Annotated in this window: 19 protein-coding genes, 1 pseudogene and 2 riboswitches; of the genes and pseudogenes, 7 read left to right on the top strand and 13 right to left on the bottom strand. The window is 69.9% G+C overall.

Going from position 1 to position 19,696, the window contains the following annotated elements; all coding sequences use genetic code 11:
- Window positions 1-43: 43 nt before the first annotated feature.
- Window positions 44-607: a F0F1 ATP synthase subunit B family protein gene (locus AC1RN0_RS06400; protein ID WP_492786598.1), complete on the top strand. Its 564-nt coding sequence runs from the start codon at window positions 44-46 to the stop codon at window positions 605-607.
- On the top strand, window positions 607-1,119 hold the full coding sequence (locus tag AC1RN0_RS06395) for a F0F1 ATP synthase subunit B (protein WP_492786597.1): 513 nt from the start codon (window positions 607-609) through the stop codon (window positions 1,117-1,119). Before AC1RN0_RS06400 ends, AC1RN0_RS06395 begins: the two co-directional genes overlap by 1 nt.
- A 64-nt stretch (window positions 1,120-1,183) precedes the next feature.
- Here AC1RN0_RS06395 and AC1RN0_RS06390 read toward each other — a convergent pair whose 3' ends face one another.
- The 8 genes from AC1RN0_RS06390 to AC1RN0_RS06355 form a co-directional block, all read right to left on the bottom strand.
- Window positions 1,184-1,579, bottom strand: a complete 396-nt coding sequence (locus tag AC1RN0_RS06390) for a hypothetical protein (RefSeq protein ID WP_492786596.1) — start codon at window positions 1,577-1,579, stop codon at window positions 1,184-1,186.
- Window positions 1,580-1,716: 137 nt separating this feature from the next.
- Window positions 1,717-3,291 carry an aminomethyl-transferring glycine dehydrogenase subunit GcvPB gene (gene gcvPB, locus AC1RN0_RS06385; RefSeq protein WP_492786595.1) on the bottom strand — a complete coding sequence of 525 codons (1,575 nt, stop codon included), beginning with the start codon at window positions 3,289-3,291 and terminating at the stop codon, window positions 1,717-1,719.
- Window positions 3,288-4,631 carry an aminomethyl-transferring glycine dehydrogenase subunit GcvPA gene (gene gcvPA / locus AC1RN0_RS06380; protein ID WP_492786594.1) on the bottom strand — a complete coding sequence of 448 codons (1,344 nt, stop codon included), beginning with the start codon at window positions 4,629-4,631 and terminating at the stop codon, window positions 3,288-3,290. The genes gcvPB and gcvPA overlap by 4 nt, the downstream gene beginning before the upstream one ends.
- Window positions 4,632-4,718: 87 nt before the next feature.
- Window positions 4,719-5,108: a glycine cleavage system protein GcvH gene (gene gcvH / locus AC1RN0_RS06375; protein WP_492786593.1), complete on the bottom strand. Its 390-nt coding sequence runs from the start codon at window positions 5,106-5,108 to the stop codon at window positions 4,719-4,721.
- 14 nt (window positions 5,109-5,122) lie between these two features.
- Window positions 5,123-6,235 (bottom strand): glycine cleavage system aminomethyltransferase GcvT, encoded by a 1,113-nt coding sequence (gene gcvT / locus AC1RN0_RS06370; RefSeq protein ID WP_492786592.1) that lies wholly within the window; start codon window positions 6,233-6,235, stop codon window positions 5,123-5,125.
- A gap of 59 nt (window positions 6,236-6,294) precedes the next feature.
- Window positions 6,295-6,378, bottom strand: a riboswitch (glycine riboswitch).
- A 3-nt stretch (window positions 6,379-6,381) separates the two neighbouring features.
- Window positions 6,382-6,471: riboswitch (glycine riboswitch) on the bottom strand.
- Between the two features lie 45 nt (window positions 6,472-6,516).
- Window positions 6,517-8,994 carry a zinc-dependent metalloprotease gene (locus tag AC1RN0_RS06365; protein ID WP_492786591.1) on the bottom strand — a complete coding sequence of 826 codons (2,478 nt, stop codon included), beginning with the start codon at window positions 8,992-8,994 and terminating at the stop codon, window positions 6,517-6,519.
- A gap of 226 nt (window positions 8,995-9,220) precedes the next feature.
- A complete protein-coding gene (locus tag AC1RN0_RS06360) occupies window positions 9,221-11,059 on the bottom strand; it encodes an arginine--tRNA ligase (RefSeq protein WP_492786590.1) in 1,839 nt (612 codons plus the stop codon).
- Entirely contained in the window at window positions 11,056-11,766 is a 711-nt protein-coding gene (locus AC1RN0_RS06355; RefSeq protein ID WP_492786589.1) for a Tat pathway signal sequence domain protein, read from the bottom strand. Before AC1RN0_RS06355 ends, AC1RN0_RS06360 begins: the two co-directional genes overlap by 4 nt.
- A gap of 179 nt (window positions 11,767-11,945) precedes the next feature.
- On the opposite strand from AC1RN0_RS06355, the gene ispH reads away from it, so the two are divergent.
- The 5 genes from ispH to AC1RN0_RS06330 all read left to right on the top strand — a co-directional run bounded on the left by ispH (window position 11,946) and on the right by AC1RN0_RS06330 (window position 16,085).
- Entirely contained in the window at window positions 11,946-12,905 is a 960-nt protein-coding gene (gene ispH / locus AC1RN0_RS06350) for a 4-hydroxy-3-methylbut-2-enyl diphosphate reductase (protein WP_492786588.1), read from the top strand.
- A 143-nt stretch (window positions 12,906-13,048) separates the two neighbouring features.
- On the top strand, window positions 13,049-14,008 hold the full coding sequence (gene thrB, locus AC1RN0_RS06345) for a homoserine kinase (RefSeq protein ID WP_492786587.1): 960 nt from the start codon (window positions 13,049-13,051) through the stop codon (window positions 14,006-14,008).
- Window positions 14,005-14,451, top strand: coding sequence for a ribonuclease HI (gene rnhA, locus AC1RN0_RS06340; protein WP_492786586.1), 447 nt, complete (start codon window positions 14,005-14,007; stop codon window positions 14,449-14,451). Before thrB ends, rnhA begins: the two co-directional genes overlap by 4 nt.
- 57 nt (window positions 14,452-14,508) lie before the next feature.
- Complete coding sequence (locus AC1RN0_RS06335; RefSeq protein ID WP_492786585.1) at window positions 14,509-15,639, top strand: Acg family FMN-binding oxidoreductase; 1,131 nt, start codon at window positions 14,509-14,511, stop codon at window positions 15,637-15,639.
- The gene (locus AC1RN0_RS06330) at window positions 15,639-16,085 is read left to right on the top strand and encodes a MarR family winged helix-turn-helix transcriptional regulator (RefSeq protein ID WP_492786584.1); all 447 of its coding nucleotides are present in this window, start codon (window positions 15,639-15,641) and stop codon (window positions 16,083-16,085) included. Before AC1RN0_RS06335 ends, AC1RN0_RS06330 begins: the two co-directional genes overlap by 1 nt.
- A 7-nt stretch (window positions 16,086-16,092) precedes the next feature.
- On the opposite strand, the gene AC1RN0_RS06325 is transcribed toward AC1RN0_RS06330, so the two are convergent.
- The 5 genes and pseudogenes from AC1RN0_RS06325 to AC1RN0_RS06305 form a co-directional block, all read right to left on the bottom strand.
- Entirely contained in the window at window positions 16,093-16,551 is a 459-nt protein-coding gene (locus AC1RN0_RS06325) for an NfeD family protein (protein ID WP_492786583.1), read from the bottom strand.
- A pseudogene (locus AC1RN0_RS06320) lies at window positions 16,548-17,517 on the bottom strand (SPFH domain-containing protein). The gene AC1RN0_RS06325 and the pseudogene AC1RN0_RS06320 overlap by 4 nt, the downstream one beginning before the upstream one ends.
- 31 nt (window positions 17,518-17,548) lie before the next feature.
- Complete coding sequence (locus AC1RN0_RS06315; protein WP_492786582.1) at window positions 17,549-18,016, bottom strand: TIGR02301 family protein; 468 nt, start codon at window positions 18,014-18,016, stop codon at window positions 17,549-17,551.
- A 67-nt stretch (window positions 18,017-18,083) separates the two neighbouring features.
- Window positions 18,084-18,464, bottom strand: a complete 381-nt coding sequence (locus AC1RN0_RS06310; RefSeq protein ID WP_492786581.1) for a globin domain-containing protein — start codon at window positions 18,462-18,464, stop codon at window positions 18,084-18,086.
- Window positions 18,461-19,576 carry a Rieske 2Fe-2S domain-containing protein gene (locus tag AC1RN0_RS06305; protein WP_492786580.1) on the bottom strand — a complete coding sequence of 372 codons (1,116 nt, stop codon included), beginning with the start codon at window positions 19,574-19,576 and terminating at the stop codon, window positions 18,461-18,463. Before AC1RN0_RS06305 ends, AC1RN0_RS06310 begins: the two co-directional genes overlap by 4 nt.
- Window positions 19,577-19,696: the final 120 nt, after the last annotated feature.

The following is a 19,696-nucleotide window of genomic DNA, read 5'->3' as shown; positions in this document are numbered from 1 at the left end:
CGTCCTGCCGACGCCGCCGAACCTTCCACGGGACGAACAGGTCATGGCTGATCCACACGAGCCCGCGGGCCCGCACGACGCGGCCGCAACGGGCGCATCGACGACGGCCGAGCATGGCTCGGGCGGCGGCATTCCGCAGTTCGAGTTCCAGCACTGGGGTGGGCAGATTGTCTACCTGCTGGTGCTGTTCGCGATTCTCTACGCGCTGATCTCGCGCGTCTTCGCCCCGCGTCTGCGGAAGGTGATCGACGAGCGGGCCGGCGCGATCAGCGGCGCGCTTGAAGCGGCCAGGCAGGTCCAGGCGGAAGCCCAGGACCAGGCCAGGGCCGCCCAGGCCGAGGTCGCCGACGCCCGCGCCCAGTCGCAGCGTCTGGCCGCCGAGGCCCGCGCCAAGGCGTCGGCCGAAGCCGCCGAACGTTCGGCCCAGGCCGAGACGCAGGTCGCCGCCAAGATCGCCGAGGCTGAAGTCCGCATCGCCGCCATGCGCGACAGCGCCATGGCGGACGTCGGCGCCATCGTCAGCGAGACCACCCGCGCGATCGTCGAGAAGCTGACCGGCACGGCCGCCACGGCGGCCGAGGTGAAAGCCGCCGGAGGAGCCGCCTGATGCCCGCATTCTTCGAATCGCACTTCTGGAACCTGTCGAACCCGGAGTTCTGGGTCGGCGTGGGTCTGCTGCTGTTCTTCGGCATCGTCTGGTGGAAGGCGCGCGCGACCATCGCGGGCATGCTGGACGCCAAGTCGATCGCCATCCAGACGGATCTGGACGAAGCCGCCCGTCTGCGGGCCGAGGCTGAAGCCATGCTGGCCGACATCCGCGCCCAGCGGGAAGCCGCCGAACGCCAGGCAGCCGACATGCTGAAGGCCGCCGAGGAAGACGCCGTCCGTCTCGCGGCCGAAGCCGAGATCAAGCTGGAAGAACAGATCGCCCGCCGCGCCGCCCTGGCCGAGCGCAAGATCGCGTCGGCGGAGGCGGAAGCCGCCGCCGGGGTCAAGGCCGTGGCCGCCGACCTGGCCGCCCAGGCCGCCGAACAGATCCTCGCCGCCCGTCTGGCCACGGCCAAGTCGGACCCGTCGGTTGACGCGGCGATCGCCGGCATGGCCGCCCGTCTGCAGTAGACGGCGTTCGACTGTTGAAATCGTGAAGGGCTCCGTCGAAAGGCGGGGCCTTTTGCTTGTCAGCCTAGCGCCGGCGGAAGTGCTTGCGCACCTTCTTCATGAAGCGGCGTTCCTTGCGCAGGACCACCCGCTCCATCCGCAGCATGCCCTGCCACATCACCGGCATGACTTCCGGCTCGCGACGCAGCAGGCGGCGGATCGGGAAGACCATCTTCGGGTGGGCGCGCTGGAAGCGGATGAACTGTCGCTTGGCCCAGAAGCTGTTGCGCAGGGTGACCATCAGACCGACGACGATCACCGGCAGGCCGCCGGGGCCCGGCAGCGGCGCGATCAGCACGCCCAGACCGATGATCGCGATGCCCAGGCCCATGAACAGCCAGCGACCGGCGCGCGAAATGAACTCGCGGGCGGCGTCGTCAGCAGGCGTAAAGGCGCGGGGCATCGTCAGGACGAGGGACATGGGTCACGTGAAAGCGGGCTTGGGCGCTTCGCGTTCCCGAAGGATCACGTCGCTGCACAATTGGATATGTGCAGCCGACAACGGACCGTAAAGGCCCGCGTTCCCGTTATGACAAAGTCTTCACGCGTCCTGCACGGCTATTCAGCCGCCAGTGGCGGAATTGTCTCAGGGCGCCAGCGCAACCGCGGTTTGCGGGCCGCCAGGGTCTCGTCCAGACGACGGAGGGGCGCGTGGAACGGCGCGCCCTTGAAGCGGTCGACCTCGCCGGCCTTCGCCGCCCCGGCCAGGGCGCGCAGGGCGGCGATGAAGCGGTCCAGCTCCTGCTTGCTCTCCGTCTCGGTCGGCTCGATCAGCATGGCTCCGTGGACGACCAGCGGGAAATACATGGTCATCGGGTGGAAACCCTCGTCGATCATCGCCTTGGCGAAGTCGAGGGTGGTCACGCCGGTGCCCTCGAGCCAGCTGTCATCGAACAGGGCCTCGTGCATGCAGGGGCCGTCGGGGAAAGCCGGGCTCATCACGTCCGACAGGCGGGCCTTGATGTAGTTGGCGTTGAGGACGGCGTCTTCGGCGACCTGGCGCAGGCCGTCGGCGCCGTGGCTGCGCATGTAGGCGTAGGCCCGCACGAACATGCCCATCTGGCCGTGGAAGGCGCTCATCCGGCCGAAGGCCTGGGCGGCCTCGTTCGCCTGGTCCTCGACCAGCTGGAAGCCGCCCGCGTGGTGGACCACCCAGGGGGCCGGGGCGAAGGGGGCCAGGGCAGCGCTCAGCACCACCGGACCCGCGCCCGGCCCGCCGCCGCCGTGCGGCGTGGAGAAGGTCTTGTGCAGGTTGATGTGCATCGCGTCGACGCCGAGGTCGCCCGGCCGCACCCGGCCGACGATGGCGTTGAAGTTGGCCCCGTCGCAGTAGAAGTAGGCTCCGGCCGCGTGGGTCAGGCGGGCGATCTCGACGATGTCGCGCTCGAACAGGCCGCAGGTGTTCGGGTTGGTGACCATGATCGCCGCGACATGGTCGCCGAGCTTGGCCTCAAGGTCGGCGAGGTCGACGCGGCCGTCCTCGGTCTGGGCGATCTCGACCACGCTGTAGCCCACGAAGGCCGCCGTGGCCGGGTTGGTGCCGTGGGCGCTGGTCGGGCAGAGCACCGTCTTGCGGTGACCCTGGCCGCCCGCCTCGTGCGCCGCGCGGATGGCCAGCAGGCCGCACAGCTCGCCATGGGCGCCGGCCTTGGGCGTCATGGCGACGGCCGGCATGCCGGTCAGGGTCTTAAGCCAGTGGGCCAGCCGGTCGATCAGTTCCAGCGCGCCCTGCACGGTCGAGACCGGCTGCAGCGGATGGATGTCGGCGAAGCCCGGCAGCCGCGCCATCTTCTCGTTGAGGCGCGGGTTGTGCTTCATCGTGCAGCTGCCCAGCGGATAGAGGGCGAGATCGATGGCGTGGTTCTTCTGGCTGAGCCGCACATAGTGGCGCACGGCCTCGGGCTCGCTGAGCCCCGGAAGGCCGATGGCCGTGCCGCGCAGCAGGCCGGACAGCCCCTCGTCGGCGTCGGTGGCCTCGGGCAGGTCGACGCCGGTCTTGTTCCAGCCGCCCAGCTCGAAGATCAGCGGCTCGTCCTGCAGCAGGCCGCGCGCGCCCGTGAGGGTCGGGTGGACATAGTCGTTGGTCTGGGTCGGGGCTGTCGGGCGGCCGACGGAGTTCATGGTGGTGCTCATGCCATCACCTCGGTCAGGGCGGCCTTGAAGGCGGCGATATCGTCTTGCGTCACGGTCTCGGTCGCGGCGACCAGCAGGACGTCGTCCAGCCCGGCGCCCGGGTCGAGGCGGCTGTAGGGCACGCCTCCGAGCACGCCCTTCGCGGCGAGGGCCTCGACGACGGCGGCGGCCGGCCTGGCCAGCTTCACCGCGAACTCGTTGAAGAAGCGCGGGGTGAGGATCTCGACCCCCGGCACACCCTCAAGCGCGACCTTGAGATGTCGGGCCGTCTGGTGGTTCAGCGCCGCCAGACGACGCAGGCCGGTCTCGCCCAGCAGGCTCATGTGGATCGAGAAGGCCAGGGCGCAGAGGCCGCTGTTGGTGCAGATGTTGGACGTCGCCTTGTCGCGGCGGATGTGCTGCTCGCGTGTCGACAGGGTCAGGACGAAGCCGCGGCGGCCGTCGGCGTCCACCGTTTCACCACAGAGCCGGCCGGGGGCCTGGCGGATCAGCTTTTCGCGGCAGGCGAACAGGCCGACGTAGGGCCCGCCAAAGTTCAGGGCGTTGCCGATCGACTGGCCCTCGGCCACGGCGATGTCCGCGCCCATCTCGCCCGGTGACTTCAGCAGACCGTAGGACACTGCCTCGGTGGTCACCACGATCAGCAGGGCGCCTGCGGCGTGGGCCGCGTCGGCGATCCTCGTCACGTCGGTGGCCGTGCCGAACACGTTGGGAGTCTGGACGACGACGCAGGCGGTATCGGCGTCGATGGCGGCGATCACCGCGTCCTCCGCGTCGACAGCGGCGGTCAGGGCGTCGACCTCCATGCCCTCGGCGTGGGCCAGGGTCTGGGTGGTGCGGACGTAGTGCGGGTGCACCCCGCCCGACAGCACGGCCCGGTTCCGCTTCGTGACCCGCTTGGTCATCATCACCGCCTCGGCGCAGGCGGTGGAGCCGTCGTAGAGCGAGGCGTTGGCGATCTCCATGCCCGTCAGGGCCGCGACCTGGGTCTGGAACTCGAACAGAACCTGCAGCGTGCCCTGGGCGATCTCGGGCTGGTAGGGCGTGTAGCTGGTCAGGAACTCCGACCGCTGGATCAGGTGATCGACGCTGGCGGGGACGTGGTGCCTGTAGGCGCCCGCGCCACAGAAGAAGGGGACTGAACCCGCCGCCACGTTGCGCCCGGCCAGCACGGCCAGCTCCCGCTCGACCTCCAGTTCGCCGGCCACATGCGGCAGCGCGACGAAGCCCTCGCGGCGGGCAGACGCGGGCACGTCGACGAACAGGGCGTCGATGGAGTCCACCCCGATGTCGCCCAGCATCTGGACGCGGTCGTCGGGGGTCAGGGGGAGGTAGCGCATTCTGTCACTCTCTTCCGAGTGTTCCTGCGGAGGCGGGAACCCATTCGGTCGGATGGCTTGGATCCCCGCCTTCGCGGGATGCACGGACTAAAGGGTGGCGAGGAACGCTTCGTAGGCCGCGCGATCCATCAGGGCCTCGACCTGCGAGGGATCGCTGACCTTGATCTTCACGAACCAGCCGCCGGCTTCCGGTGAAGCGTTCACAAGTTCAGGTTCCGGGTCGATGTTCTTCGCATCGTCACCAGGCAGCTTCGAATTGATCTCCACGACTTCGCCCGAGATTGGTGCGTAGACAGGAGAGGCGGCCTTTACGCTTTCGACGACAGCCATCTCATCTGTCGCGGAGAGCGTCCTGCCCGGGGCCGGCAGTTCGACGAACACGACGTCGCCCAGCTGTTCGGCCGCGTAGGCGGTGATGCCGACGGTGGCGATGTCACCGTCGAGGGCGACCCATTCGTGATCCTTGGTGAAACGCATGGCTGGACCCTTTTTCAGACTTTGCGGACGTAGCGGTTGGGGACGAAGGGCATGGCGACGACCTCGGCGGCCCCCGCCCGGCCGCGGACGATGACGTTCAGCTTCGTGCCGACCGCCGCCAGGGCCGGCGGCACGAAGCCCATGGCGATGGGGCAGCCGAGCGAGGGGGCGAAGCCGCCGCTGGTGACCACGCCGACGACCTTGCCGTTGATGTCGGCGATCTCGGCGCCCTCGCGGGCGGGCGGGCCGCCCAACACCTTCAGGCCGACGCGGACGCGCGCCGGGCCCTCGGCCAGTTCCTTGACGATGCGGGCGGCGCCCGGGAAGTCCTGCGCGTCGCGGCGCTTCTTCGACACGGCGAAGGTCAGGGCCGCCTCGACCGGGCTGACCGTCTCGTCGACGTCGTGGCCGTAGAGCGGCAGGCCGGCCTCGAGCCGCAGGGAATCGCGGGCCCCGAGACCGATCGGCCGGACGCGCTCGTCCTCCAGCAGGGTGTTCCAGATGCGCTCCGCCGCGTGGCCGGGCACGGAGATCTCGTAGCCGTCCTCGCCGGTGTAGCCCGAGCGGGAGATCAGCACGTCGACGCCGAACCCGGTCGTCGCCCAGCTGTCCATGAACACCTTGTCGGCGCACTCGGGGATGTGGGCCCTGAGCACGGCGACGGCCTTCGGTCCCTGCAGCGCCAGCAGCGCGCGGTCCTCAAGACGGTCGATGCTGACCTGCGGGGCCAGCTCGTCGTCCATAACGTGGAAGTCGTTGTCCTTGCAGGCGCCGTTGACGATGACGAACAGGCCGTCGTCGTCGGGCCGCGAGGCCATCAGGTCGTCGATGATACCGCCCTTGCGGTTCAGCAGCAGGCTGTAGCGCTGCTTGCCGGGGGCAAGGCCGATGAAGTCGCCCGGAGTGATCTCCTCGAACGCCGACAGGGGTGAGACGCCGCGCAGCCGGGCCTGGCCCATGTGCGAGACGTCGAAAAGCCCGGCGCTCTCGCGGGTCCAGAGATGCTCCTTGAGCACGCCGTCGCGATACTGCACCGGCATGGCGTAACCCGCGAACGGGACCATGCGCGCGCCGGCGGCGACATGCGCGTCATAGAGCGGGGTCTTCTTGAGATCGTCGTCAGACACGCGGAGCTCCGGCGGGGTCGATGCGGCTCACCGGGTCTGATGACCAGGCGATTCGCCCCCGCTGTCTTGGAGCCTGAGAGATTTCAGATCACCGGGGTGATCCTTGCTCCTTCGGCGCACCGCGGATGCGGCGCTTTCCAGCGTTTCGATGTCGCGCGGTCCGTTTGCCTGAGCGTTTCCGGGGCGGTTGCGCCTTCGGCCTCGGGACGAATCCCGATGTCTCCCGCGAGACCCGGGTTAAGTGCGGGAGGCCGGGCGGGGAGTCAACTGCGGCGGGCGCGCTACAGCCTCAAGTCCCCGAACCAGTCGTCCTCGCCGATCGGCGGGCCGGGCGGGGTGCGGGGGGCGGCTTTCAGGGCGTCGGCCAGGGTGGCCAGCCGCGCGGGATCCGGGTCGAGCAGGATGGCGGCGAGGTCGCGGGCCTGGGCGACGTCGGCCGGGTCGCCCTTCGCCTTGCGCAGGCTGCGGCCGTAGTCGACCAGCGCCGCGCGGATCAGGGCGGCGGCCGTCGGGGACAGGGCCTTGTCGCGCTGCACGCCGGCCAGCGTCGTCACCAGCCGGTAGCGGACGCGGCGGGCGATCTCCGCCTGGCGACCCGAGGCCGGGACGCTGACGGCGGCGAAGCTCTTTGACAGCAGCTCCTCGACGCCGGGCTGGCCCGGGTCTCGGCGGCGGGCCTCGACCAGGCGGTTGAGACGGGCCGGGGCGAACAGGTCCTCGAACACCTGGCCGGCGACGACGTCTGCGGCGGTGGTCACATCGAACACCGGGCCCGGCTCGAACAGCTCGACGCTGGTCTGTTTGGCGATCGTCGTCGACTGGCTGACCGTCAGCAGGTCGAGCAGGCCGTCGCCGAGGTCCAGTTCCGCCGGGCTGACGGTCGCCAGCAGGGCGTCGATGGCCTGGCGCTGACGGGCGGCCGGGACGGGGGTCGAGGCCTCGTGCCCGTCGCCGCGCACGCCGTAGGTGAAGTCGACGCCGCCGACCAGCTTCGCCGTCGCATCGATCTGGTAGCGGTGGAACAGGTAGATCGGCACGATCCGTCGACGCAGGTCGGCCACCGGCGCGCCGGCCGGCAGGCTGGCCAGGCCGAAGCGCGACAGGGCCAGGCGACGGACCTCCATCAGATGCTGGAGTTCGGCGACGGGGTCTGAACCGTTGTCCCACACCGCGCCGAGCGGCTGGGCGGTGTCCTGGCCGCGGGCGTCGTCGTCCGAGACGAAGCGCAGGCCGCCGGCCAGCGCCCGGTCGACCATCGACGACAGCTGGACCCTTCCGGCTGGGCCGGGCGCGACCGCGCCGTAGAGCCAGGTGATGGCGAACTTGTCCCAGGACCCCACGCCGCGGGCGTAGGCGTCCGACAGGTCGAACTGGCCGTCGGTGATGGTGATCAGCGGTGCGGGATAGTCCATCACCGAGGCGCGGCCGTAGCTGCTGGCGGCGAAGTTGTGCTGCAGGCCAATTGCGTGGCCGATCTCGTGCGTCGCCAGCTGGCGCAGGCGGGCCAGAGAGACCTGGATCGGGTCGTTCGGACCGCCCTGGCCGGTCCTGTCGGCGCCGACGAGGCCCTCGAAGATGATCCGGTCCTGCCGCACGCGCTGGGAGCCGAGCAGGACGTCGCCCTTGACGATCTCGCCCGTGCGCGGGTCGACCACCGAATGACCGTAGGACCAGCCGCGCGTCTCGCGGTGGACCCAGTTGACCACATTGTAGCGGGCGTCGAGCGGGCTGACCCCGGCGGGCAGCACCTCGACGCGGAACGCGTCGATGAAGCCGGCGGCGTCGAAGGCGTCCGCCCACCACTTCGCGCCGTCCATCAACGCCGAGCGCACGGGCTCGGGCGCGCTGCGGTCGATGTAGAACACGATCGGCTGCCTGACGGTCGAGCGGGCGGCGGTCGGATCGGTTTTTTCCAGCCGGAAGCGGTGGGCCAGCTCCAGCACCATGCCCTCGCCCAGCGGGGCGGTGTAGTCGCTGACGGCGTGGTCGATAACGCCGACGCGCGGGTCGTTGAAGCGCGGCTCGAAGCCGGGCTCGGGCAGGGCCACAATGGAGTGGTGCAGGGTCAGGGTGACGGCGCGGGGGTCGGGCAGGATGCCGCGCACCTCGGCGCCGGGGTTGTCGCTGACGAAGGTCTCGGTGGCTTCCAGCTCAAGGTTCTTCGGGAAGGTCTCCACCGTCGCCGTGTCGGGATAGCTGAGCTCGGCGGCGAGGCGGAAGTCGCCCTGGTCGGCGGCGCGCAGCTGGCGGGCGATGCCCTGGGCGTCGCGGGTCAGGAAGCCGGAGATGTCGATCAGCACCGCGCCGTCGGGATCCTGGGCCGCCACATCGGTCGACCAGACGGTCGAGACGGCGAAGGACTCGCGGACCGCCTGGCGCTCGTCGGCCGAGCCGCGCTCGCCGATGAAGCTGTAGTTCTCGAACTGCACGACCATCTTCCCGCCCGCGCGACGGAACACCAGCACCTGGGTGTCGCCCGGCGCGGAGCGGTCGAGCCCGACGGGGTTGGAGCCCAGGCCGGCGCGCAGGTAGGTCTGGTAGAGGAAGCGACCCTGGACGCCGTCGGCGTCGGCCGGCGGCAGGCGCAGCAGCACCTTGCCGTCCTTGCGGTTGACGAACACCGGCAGCAGGCCGTCGTGGCGCTCCAGCCCCTCGACCGCCTTGGCGATCGGCTTCGCGCCATCTCCGGCCGCGGCCATCGGCCCGACCATGACGCCGCAAAGGGCGAGAACAATCCCGAAGACGCGAATGCCGGCCACGCTGAACTCCCCCAGTCGAAGGGGCGACTATGCCGCGACATCGTCCCGCGACCAATCCTCTCCGCGAAGCGGGGAGGGGGACCACGCGGAGCGTGGTGGAGGGGCAGGGCGCCGCCGCCGGAAAGGCCGGAATTCAGGTCGGGCTCGCCCGCGTCTGCGCGGCCCCTCCACCGCCTCTGGCGGTCACCCTCCCCCTCGCTACGCTCCGGGGAGGACTGGCGTTTCCCTACATCCGCTCCGGCGTCTCGATGCCCAGAAGGTCCAAGGCGATCTCGAGCTGGCGCAGGGTCGTCGCCGACAGGGCCAGGCGCGAGGCGGCCACCGCGCTGTCGCCCGCCTGGAAGATCGGGCAGGCGGAGAAGAAGCGCGAGAAGCTCTGGGCCAGCTTGAAGGCGTGCTCGGCGATGAAGTTCGGGGCCTTCTTGTCGTAGGCCTCGATCAGGGCCGCGTCGAACGCGTCCAGCAGCATGGCCAGCTCGCGCTCGGCGGGCTCGACGATGGTGATCCGGCCCGGCTGCAGCCGCTCGTTTTCCGCCCGGCGCAGCAGCGATTTGATGCGCACCGACTGGTACTGCAGGTAGGGGCCGGTCTTGCCCTCGAAGCTCGAGAAGCGGTCGAGGTCGAAGATGTAGCTGGTGCCGCGATAGTTGGAGAGGTCGGCGAACTTCAGCGCCGCCACGGCCACCTTCTGCGCCGTATCCTCGTATTCTTCCGGCGTCAGCTCGCTGCCGGCGCCGGCCTCCTTGAGCCGTTCGCGGGCCTTGGCGCGGGTCATCTCGATCAGGTCGTGCAGCTTCAGCACGCCGCCTTCGCGAGTCTTGAACGGCTTGCCGTCCGGGCCGTTCATCGTGCCGAAGCCGATGTGCTCCAGCGTGCCCGGCTCGGCGTAGCCGGCCATGTAGGCGGCGCGGAACACCTGCTCGAAGTGATCGGCCTGGCGCTGGTCGACGCAGTAGAGGATCAGGTGCGGGTCGAACGACCGGCGCCGGTCCAGCACGGTGGCCAGATCGGTGGTGCCGTACATCGCCGAGCCTTCGGAGGAGACCACCAGCAGGGGGTCCGGGCTCGGCGCCTCGTAGACCGTACCGTCGGGGGCCTTCTTCTTCTTGGTTTCGCCCGGGCGGGCCAGGTGAATCACCCGCGCGCCCTGGTCGTCGGCCAGCAGGCCCCTGGCGTCGAGCTCCTGGACCATCGGCTCGATCAGGGCGTCAACGTCGCTTTCGCCCTTCCACAGGTCGAAATCGATGCCCAGGGCATGGAATTCGCGCTCCAGCGCCACCCTGCTGACCCTGACGAAATGCTTCCACAGCAGGCGGTAGCCGAGGCGGCCGCCCTGCAGCTCGGCCGTCGCCCGGCGGGCGCGGTCGCGGTACTCGACGTCGGTCTTGGCCTTGCCCGCGGCTTCCGGATACAGCCGGTCGAGCAGGGGCAGGTCGATGTGATCGGCCAGCGCGCCCATGACCTGGGCCTCGTCGGCCGGGCTGACCGGGGCCGTGCCCGTCAGGCGTTCCATCAGGGTGCGGACGAACGGATCCTCGTCACAGGCCGCCACGATGAGCAGGCCCATCTGGAAGCCCCAGTCGCCGAAGTGGGCGTCGCCCAGCACCTCGTCGCCGCGGAAGCGGTACAGCCGCTTGACCGACTCGCCGATGATCGAGGCGCGCAGGTGGCCCACATGCATGGGCTTGGCGACGTTGGGACCGCCGTAGTCGACCATCACGCGGCGGGCTTCGGACACCTCGCCGGCGCCGGTGCGCGGATCGGCGGCGATCTCGCGCGCGCGTTCCGACAGGGCCTTTGAACTGACCCGCAGATTGATGAAGCCGAGGCCGGCGATCTCGACCGACTGCAGCAGCGGATGACCCGACAGGGCCTCGACCACGGCGGCGGCGATCTCGCGCGGCGGCTTGCCCGCGACCTTGGCGGCCGGCAGGGCGCCGTTGCACTGGAAATCGGCGAGGTCCGGGCGATCGGATGCGGTCACCCGGCCCAGTTCAGCAGGAAGTCCCTGGGCGACGAAGGCGGCCGCGACCGCTTCGCCGAGGGACCGCTTCAGGTCACTCATGGGTTCGGAGTGGCTCCGGCGGGCGGCGGCACGGCGGCGGGCGCGGCGCCGGCGTTGACGCGGAAGCGCTTGCCGTCGCGGTTGAAGGCCGCCATCTGCGGGGTCACGTCGAAGCCGATCAGGACCTCGAAGTTTGCGCCGCTGGTGTCGGCGCTGGCCCGCGGAATGGTGATGTTGGCGACCGTGTCACGGACATAGACCCGGTCCTCGCCGGCCGTGAAGGTCACCGGCAGGTCGAAGTATTCCTTGGCGATGACCGCCTGGTTGCGCTGGGTCACGGCGACCCAGTAGCGGTAGGTCTTGGCCTGGCCGACGGCGGCGGGGCCGCGGCCCATCGAGAACAGCAGCTCGACCTGGACCTTGATCGGGTCGGCGTCCTTGTATTCGCAGCCGGCCGACACGCCCTGGATCTCGCCGGTGTAGCCGACGGTCGAGGCGCTTTCCTTGCCGTCCTTGAACTCGACGAAGCGACCGGCGTCGTAGAGCACCTTCACATAGGGGCAGGGGCCGGCGTTGCGCAGCTGGGGCAGCGGCGCGGCCGGCTGGTTCCACTCCTGGTCGCGCTTCTTCTTGCGCGCCGACTCTTCTTCCTGCCGGCGATCGGCGTCGCCCTGACCCGGCCGGCCCTGGGCGTACGCGGGGCTGGTGGCGGCCAGGGCCCCGGCGGCGAGAAGGGCGAGGAACCCGATATTCAAAGTACGGCGCATGTCTCGTCCGGAAAAGCAGGGGACCGGCGCGGCTGCCCGGCCGAAAAGCTGATGCAGTCTGATAAAGGCAAAGGCATGACGTCGCAACGCGGCTTCATCCCCGACGGGAACCGCGCGTCGAGAAACCGCATCGATGTCCGCTCTGGCGGGCGCGGCATGCAGGCCTTACCTTGCCCGGCATGGATGACGCCGCCCCGATCAAACCGCCGCTCAAGGTCCTGCTGGCCAGCCCCCGCGGCTTCTGCGCCGGGGTCGACCGGGCGATCCAGATCGTCGAACGCACGATCGAGAAATACGGCGCGCCGGTCTACGTGCGGCACGAGATCGTTCACAACAAGCACGTCGTCGAGCGGCTGAAGGCCCTGGGCGCGGTGTTCGTCGAGGAGCTGGACGAGGTCCCGGGCGACCGGCCGGTGGTGTTCTCGGCGCACGGCGTGCCCAAGACCGTGCCGGCCGAGGCCCGCGCGCGGCAGATGCTGTACCTCGACGCCACCTGCCCGCTGGTGTCCAAGGTCCATGTCGAGGCCCAGCGCCACTACGACGCCGGCCGCGAGATCGTGCTGATCGGCCACGCCGGTCACCCCGAAGTGGTCGGCACCATGGGGCAGCTGCCCGACGGCGCCGTGCGGCTGATCGAGCACGCCGCCGACGCCGAGGTGTTCCAGCCGATCGACGCGATGAATGTCGCCTTCGTCACCCAGACCACCCTGTCGGTCGACGACACGGCCGAGATCGTCGCCATCCTGCAACGGCGCTTCCCCGGCATCGCCGCGCCGCACAAGGAAGACATCTGCTACGCCACGACCAACCGGCAGGAAGCCGTCAAGCACCTGGCCGAGCGCAGCGAGCTGCTCTTGGTGGTGGGCTCGCGCAATTCGTCCAACTCGGTGCGCCTGGTCGAGGTCGGTCTGCGCGGCGGGGCGGACAACGCTCAGCTGATCGATGACGCCGCCGGGCTCGACTGGGCCTGGCTGGAGGGCGTCCGCGCCGTCGGGGTGACCGCGGGGGCGTCGGCGCCGGAGGTGCTGGTCCAGGGCGTGATCGACAAGCTGGCGGAGCGCTACGCCCTGACCATCGAAGAGGTCGCGCCGACCCGTGAGACCGTGACCTTCAAACTGCCGAGGCTGCTGACGGCCTAGAGGGGCGCGACGCGTGTCCTGAGCCAGACGGTCAGAACTTCGATCGACACTTCCCCTTGGGCGACCTCCACTTGTCCAGTGTAGCACGCGGTTCCGCCGCGTCCCAACTTGACGGAGGGGGCGCGGTCGCCCATCCCGTCGCCATGGCCGTCTATACCGACATCTCCGACGACGAACTGGCGACGCTGCTGGCCGACTACGACATCGGTCAGGCGATCGCGTTCAAGGGCATCGCCGAGGGGGTGGAGAACTCCAACTTCCTGCTGGAGACCGAGGTCGGCCGCTACATCCTGACCCTCTACGAGCGACGGGTGCGGGCGGAGGATCTGCCGTATTTCCTCAATCTGCTCACCTGGCTGGCCGACCGCGGCTTCCCCAGCGCCCGGCCGGTGCACGACCGCGCGGGACGAACGTTGAAGACGGTGCGCGGCAAGCCGGCGGCGCTGGTCGAGTTCCTGATCGGCATCTCGGTGCGGCGGCCGACCGCCGCCCACTGCCGCGAGGCGGGCGCGGGGCTGGCCCGGCTGCACCTCGCGGGGGAGGGATATCCCGGCCGCCGGGAGAACGACCTCGGCCAGGCCGCCTGGGCGCCGATGTTCGCCCGCCTGTGGGACGCGGCCGAGGCGCTCAAGCCCGGTCTTTCCGACACCATCCGCGCCGACCTCGACTATCTGGGCCGCGACTGGCCCAGGGACCTGCCGGCCGGCGTGATCCACGCCGACTTCTTCCCCGACAACGTCTTCTTCCGCGACGGGAAGTTCGCCGCGGCGTTCGACTTCTACTTCGCCTGTGACGACGCCTACGCCTACGACCTGGCGGTGGCGCTGAACGCCTGGTGCTTCGAGCCGGACGGGTCGTTCAACCTGACCGCCGGACGATCGATGCTGGCCGGCTACCAGGCGCACCGGCCATTGACGGTGGAAGAGCGGGCGGCGCTGCCGATTCTCGCCCATGGCGCGGCCATGCGGTTCTTCCTGACGCGGCTCAACGACTGGGGCTCGACGCCGGCCGGGGCGCTGGTGCGGCCCAAGGACCCGCTCGAGTACGAGCGCAAGCTGGCGGTGCACCGCGCGGGGCTGGCGCTGCTCGGCGACCACGCATGACGCCGAAGGTGCTGATCTACACCGACGGCGCCTGCCGCGGGAATCCGGGGCCGGGCGGCTGGGGCGCGATCCTGATCTCCAATGGCCGGGAAAAGGAACTGTGCGGCGGCGAGCGGGCCACGACCAACAACCGCATGGAGCTGATGGCCGCCATCCAGGCGCTGGAGGCCCTGACCAAACCTTGCAAGGTCGAGCTGCACACCGACAGCCAGTACATGCGCAACGGCATCATGACCTGGATCCACGGCTGGAAGGCGCGCGGCTGGAAGACGGCCGACAAGAGCCCGGTGAAGAACGAGGACCTGTGGAAGCGGCTCGACGCGGCGCGCGGGCGGCACGAGGTCGACTGGCGCTGGGTCAAGGGCCATGCCGGTCATGAGCTGAACGAGCGGGCCGACGGACTGGCCAACAAGGGCATGAAGCAGACGCTCGGCGAGGCTTGACTGGTTCAATATTAAACCATTATGTTTGGTTCAATCTTGAACCAAATGAGGTGCGCCATGCATCGTCGCGATTTCATCCGCGTTCTCGGCGGCTCGGCCGTTTTCGCCGCGGCGGGCTGCGCGCCCGCGGGACCCGATCCCCGCGCCGCCTGGGACCATCCGGGCGCGGGCGAGCGGGACATCCGCCGCAAGGCGCTGGCCTGGGCCATTCTCGCGCCCAATCCGCACAACATGCAGCCATGGATCGTCGAACTGTCCGCGTCCGATGCGATCACCCTCTACATCGATCGCGGGCGGCTGCTGCCCGTGACCGATCCGTTCAACCGCCAGATCACCATCGGCTGCGGGGCGTTCCTCGAACTGCTGATGATGGCGCTCGCGGTGCAGGGCCAGGCGGCGACCGTGGACCTGTTCCCCGACGGCGAGCCGCAGCCCCTGCTGGATGACCGGCCGCTGTTCCGGGTGCGGATCGCCCGCGCGGCGACGACGCCCGACCCGCTTTTCACGCAGGTGCTTCAGCGTCGAACCAATCGCGAGGCCTATCTCGACAAACCTGTAGCTGCAGCGGCGGTGGCGGCCCTCAGGGCCTCGGCCCCGGAGGGCGGGGTCGCCCTGACCGTCGAGACGACGCCGGCGCGGGTCGCCCTGCTGCGGGACCTCGTCTACCAGGGCGGCGTCACCGAGGCCCACACCCCCGCCGCGCACCATGAAAGCGTCGAGCGGACCTTCATCGGCGCCCGGGACGTGGCCGCCCATCCCTGGGGCATCTCGCTCGACAACCCGATGATGACGGCGCTCAACACCGCCGGCGTCCTGACCAAGGCGAAGATGGCCACGCCCGGGACCGTCGCCTACGACCAGTCGCTCAAGTATCTCAGGACCGGGGCGGACACCGCGCAGGGCTTTGTCTGGCTGACCACGCCCGACGACGGCCGCGTCAGCCAGATCCTCGCCGGCCGGGCCTATGTGCGGGCCAACCTGGCCGCCACGGGGCAGGGACTGGCCATGCAGCCGTGGAGCCAGGGCCTGCAGGAGTACGCGACCCAGAAGCCGCTGTTCGACCGCCTGCACCGTGAGCTCGCCCCGGCGGGCGGCCGTCTCCAGATGCTGGCGCGGATCGGCTATCCGAAGGCTCCGCTCCGGCCCGCGCCCCGCCGTGGCCTGGCCCCCCTGGTGAGGGCCGGCTGATGGCGCCGCAACCGAAGGACCGGCCCGATGTGCGGGTGATGACCGAGATCGGCATCATCGCCCAGCTGTCCAACGCCCGGCTGGAGCGCAGCCTGCCGGAGGGCATGAGCGCCGCGCAGTTCGGCGTGCTGACCCACTTCATGCGACGCGGCGGGCGGGAGAGCCCGGCCCAGCTGGCCAGCGCCTTCCAGGTCACCAAGGGGGCGATGACCAACACGCTGCAGCGGCTGGAAGCGCAGGGCTTCGTGGCCATCGCCGGCGATCCCGACGACGGCCGCCGCAAGTGGGTCACGCTGACCGACGAAGGGGCCCGCGCCTTCGACCGGGGCCTCGCCGCGATGCGGCCGCACCTCGAGGGGATGCGGGCCGCCTTCACGGAGGACGAGTTCAAGGCCGCCCTGCCGTTCCTGCAAGCGCTGCGGGTCTGGCTGGACGAGAACCGCTGACGCGGCCCTAGTAAGCCTTCACCTTCAGGATTCCGCCGTCGGCCGAGAGCACCTTGACCCGCTGGTCGAGCAGCGGGGGCGCATCGTCGTCGGCCACGGCCGCCCATTCCTTGCCGTCGATGAACACCCGGCCCTGGCCGTGCTCAAATGCCGAGACGGCCATGCCGTAGTGGCCGACCAGCCGGCCGACGTTGTCGTTGATATCGGGCCCGTCGCCGGAGGCGTTGCGCGGCAGATAGCGTCGCGCGAGCAGGGTCGAGGCGATGGTCAGCACCGCGAACACCGCCAGCTCGACCGCGAAGTTGCCCTTCAGGAGGAAGGTCAGCAACGCGACGATCGCTGCGCAGGCCGCCGGCCAGAGCAGCCAGCCCGTGCCCGTGGCCACCTCGCCGGCGAGGATCACGCCGGCGATGGCCGCCCAGATCCAGAACGGATGGGCGACGTAGAGTTCAGCCAGCCAGCTCATGGCGCGGTCTCCCTAGGCCTTGGTCCGCGGCGCGGCGGTGGCGGACGGCGAGCCGCGGCCGTCGGCCAGCGACTTCACCAGCTCGCCGATGCCGGCCACGGTGCCGGTGATGCCGGCGAAGTCGGCCGGCACGATGATCATCTTGGAGTTGGGGCTGGCGGCCAGGGCGCCGAACGCCTCGACGTACTTCTGGGCGACGAAGTAGTTGATCGCGTTGATGTCGCCGCGGGCGATGGCTTCCGACACGAAGGCCGTCGCCTTGGCCTCGGCCTCGGCTTCCCGCTCGCGGGCCTCGGCGTCGCGGAAGGCCGCTTCCCGACGGCCCTCGGCCTGCAGGATGGCCGACTGCTTGGCCCCCTCGGCGCGGGCGATGGCGGCCTGCTTCTCGCCGTCCGCCTCGGTGATCACCGCACGGCGCTCGCGCTCGGCCTTCATCTGGCGGGCCATGGCGTTGGTGATGTCCGGCGGCGGGGTCAGGTCCTTGATCTCGATCCGCGTGGCCTTCACGCCCCAGGGGCTGGTGGCGTGGTCGATGGTCGCCAGCAGCCGGGTGTTGATCTGGTCACGCTGGCTCAGCACCTCGTCCAGTTCCATCGAGCCGACCACGGTCCGCAGGTTGGTCATGCACAGCTGGCTGATGGCGTAGGTCAGGTTGTCCACGCGATAGGCGGCCGAGGCCGCGTCCATCACCTGGATGAAGACGATGCCGTCCACCTTCACCGAGACGTTGTCCTTGGTGATGACCTCCTGCTGCGGGACGTCGAGCACCTGTTCCATCATGTTCACGCGCCGACCGATGCCCTCGACGAACGGGGTCAGCAGCGAGATGCCGGGCTTGAGCGTGCGCGTGTAGCGACCGAACCGCTCGACCGTGAACTCACGGCCCTGCGGCACGATCTTGATCACGCTGACCAGCAGGAAAAGCGCCAGCACGATCAGCACGACGGCGAAAATTGCGAAGGACATCGGTCCCCTCCAGAACTACCTGAAGGCGAATCTAGCGCGGCGCGGGGGTCCCCGCCATGGAATCCGGACCGGCGCTATCCGATTCTCCCGTCGGCGCGTCGGAACCCAGGCCACGCACGACCCGGGTGACGGCGCTCAGCCGGTTGGCCAGGGCCTGCCCCTTGCGGGCGACGGCCTGCTCGGCGCGCTTGCTGGCCGGGCTGCAGGTCGGAAACTCCGTCTGCCCGGTGGCGAACCCGCTGTTGAACTGCTGCTTCAGCCGCCCGTCGAACGCCGCGTCGGCGGCTTCGGTCTCGGTCATCCGCACCATGCGATCGCGCCAGAACTGGTCGCTCTCGCCCTCGCAGGCCTGCCGCAGGGCGTGGCTTTCGCCGAGCGTATAGGCGAGGTCGAGCAGCGTCTGCCGCTCGGGCGGCGTACGTTCCTGCGCCGAGGCGGGAGCGACGGCGGGCAGCGCGAAGGCGCTGAGAACGGCGATGGCGAAGACGCGCCTGTGCATGCGCCGATGTAACGGCAAGCGGGGCGTTCTGTCACCGGCGCGCAAGCGTGGGGCGAAGGTCATCGGCTCAGGCCGCCGCCGCGCGGGCCAGCACGCCGGTCCAGGCCGCTTCCATCTCGGGCGTCCAGGCCTCGCCGCCCGCCTCTCGGAAGGTCTCGTGGACTACGGCGAAGAAGGTGGCGAACACGTCGAACGGCACGCCGATCTGGTCGTGGTTGACCCGCTCGGCGCGGATCATGTTGGCTGGCCAGGCCGCGCCGTCGGCCATGTTGGTCAGGGTCTCGAGCACCATCTGCAGCATATGGCCGCGCGCCGCGCCGGCGTGGTCGTTGACGAACAGCGCGCGCATCTCCGGCTGCTGCGCGAACAGCCGGTCATAGACGCGCGCCGTGGGGTCGCCGCAACGGTCGGCGACCAGCTCCAGGCTCGCGGCGAGCGCGTCGCTCAACTGATCCACTTCAGCGTCACCGGCTTGACGGGGTTGTTGAACGGCCGGCCCTCGGCGCGGCTCGCGACCCATTCGCGCTTCAGCTGCTGGTACCACTTGGCCTGGGTGTCGGCGTCGTCGATCCACAGCAGCGACGGATCGTACTGCAGACCCTTGTTCTGCAGGTTCACCATGTCGCCGTCCTGGTGGATGAAGGCGCGCGCGAACGGCTTGATCAGCCAGCGCAGCATCATCGCCGGGTGGTCGGACCAGATCAGCTGGGTCAGGCGCGTCTTCGTCTCGGTGATCGGCGTCAGGCAGGTCAGGGCCAGCATCTGGAACCGGCCGACCTGGATATGCTCCCAGCGGTAGCCGGGCAGCCGGAAGGTGATCTCGGTCTGCGGCTGTCCGCCGAGGATGGCGTAGATGCGGTTGGCCTTGCTGGTGGCGTGGCGGGTCATGACGAAGCCTTCGGGCGAGGGCTCGAAGGCCTTGGCCTTGTCCTTCATCCGCTTCGAGGAGCGGGCCCACCAGGCGGCGTGGACATAGGGCGCGTGCGTCGGGTCCATCAGCCCGACGATCGCGTGGTCCATATGGGTGTCGAAATCCATGTGGTCGACGATCGCCGGCCTGCCGACCGCGCCGGGGAAGACGGGCGGCGGCATGTCCGGTTCGCCTTCGGCCGTCATGCCGAAGCGGGCGTCGGACGACATCCAGACGAACACCATCCCCTGGCTCTCGGCGGCCGGATAGCGCCGCACGCGGATGCGGCTGATGTCGAGGTCCTGGCCCGCGACCAGCGAGGGGATGGCGGTGCAGCCGCCGTCCGTGCCGAAGCGCCAGCCGTGGTAGGGGCACTCGACGCTCTCGGTCCCGCCCGTTTCCGCGACCAGCTTGCCGGCCGACAGGGGCGCGGCGCGGTGCGGGCAGATGTCCTTGATGGCGTAGACCGCCCCGTCGCGGCGACGGCCCAGCAGCACCGGCTCGCCGAGCAGCTCGTAGCGTTGCAGCTTGCCGGGCTTCAGGTCGCCGCTCTGGCAGGCGAAGTACCAGCAGTCGCGCAGCCAGCCCTCGCCGAACTTCATCGGCGCGGCCTTGGCGCGGGCGGCAGGTTTCGAGGCGTCGTCGGGCATGGCTTTTCTCTAACCCGTCTCCCCTTGCGGGAGAAGGTGGCCTGCAAGGGCAGTCGGTATGGCGGCGCTATGCATTGAGCCGCATCAATTCCGCGCGGAGTGCGTCCTTCGAGACGCGGA

The organism is Caulobacter sp. GW821-FHT12F03 (assembly GCF_058806855.1).
The sequence above is the reverse complement of the archived record's forward strand: the minus strand, read 5'-3'. Positions and strand labels throughout refer to the sequence as shown.

Coding starts and splice junctions, on each gene's coding strand:
- AC1RN0_RS06400 (WP_492786598.1), top strand. CDS start 44: ATGGCTGATCCACACGAGCCCGCGGGCCCGCACGACGCGGCCGCAACG.
- AC1RN0_RS06395 (WP_492786597.1), top strand. CDS start 607: ATGCCCGCATTCTTCGAATCGCACTTCTGGAACCTGTCGAACCCGGAG.
- AC1RN0_RS06390 (WP_492786596.1), bottom strand. CDS start 1,579: ATGTCCCTCGTCCTGACGATGCCCCGCGCCTTTACGCCTGCTGACGAC.
- gcvPB (WP_492786595.1), bottom strand. CDS start 3,291: ATGAGCACCACCATGAACTCCGTCGGCCGCCCGACAGCCCCGACCCAG.
- gcvPA (WP_492786594.1), bottom strand. CDS start 4,631: ATGCGCTACCTCCCCCTGACCCCCGACGACCGCGTCCAGATGCTGGGC.
- gcvH (WP_492786593.1), bottom strand. CDS start 5,108: ATGCGTTTCACCAAGGATCACGAATGGGTCGCCCTCGACGGTGACATC.
- AC1RN0_RS06360 (WP_492786590.1), bottom strand. CDS start 11,059: ATGAGTGACCTGAAGCGGTCCCTCGGCGAAGCGGTCGCGGCCGCCTTC.
- AC1RN0_RS06355 (WP_492786589.1), bottom strand. CDS start 11,766: ATGCGCCGTACTTTGAATATCGGGTTCCTCGCCCTTCTCGCCGCCGGG.
- ispH (WP_492786588.1), top strand. CDS start 11,946: ATGGATGACGCCGCCCCGATCAAACCGCCGCTCAAGGTCCTGCTGGCC.
- thrB (WP_492786587.1), top strand. CDS start 13,049: ATGGCCGTCTATACCGACATCTCCGACGACGAACTGGCGACGCTGCTG.
- rnhA (WP_492786586.1), top strand. CDS start 14,005: ATGACGCCGAAGGTGCTGATCTACACCGACGGCGCCTGCCGCGGGAAT.
- AC1RN0_RS06335 (WP_492786585.1), top strand. CDS start 14,509: ATGCATCGTCGCGATTTCATCCGCGTTCTCGGCGGCTCGGCCGTTTTC.
- AC1RN0_RS06330 (WP_492786584.1), top strand. CDS start 15,639: ATGGCGCCGCAACCGAAGGACCGGCCCGATGTGCGGGTGATGACCGAG.
- AC1RN0_RS06325 (WP_492786583.1), bottom strand. CDS start 16,551: ATGAGCTGGCTGGCTGAACTCTACGTCGCCCATCCGTTCTGGATCTGG.
- AC1RN0_RS06315 (WP_492786582.1), bottom strand. CDS start 18,016: ATGCACAGGCGCGTCTTCGCCATCGCCGTTCTCAGCGCCTTCGCGCTG.
- AC1RN0_RS06305 (WP_492786580.1), bottom strand. CDS start 19,576: ATGCCCGACGACGCCTCGAAACCTGCCGCCCGCGCCAAGGCCGCGCCG.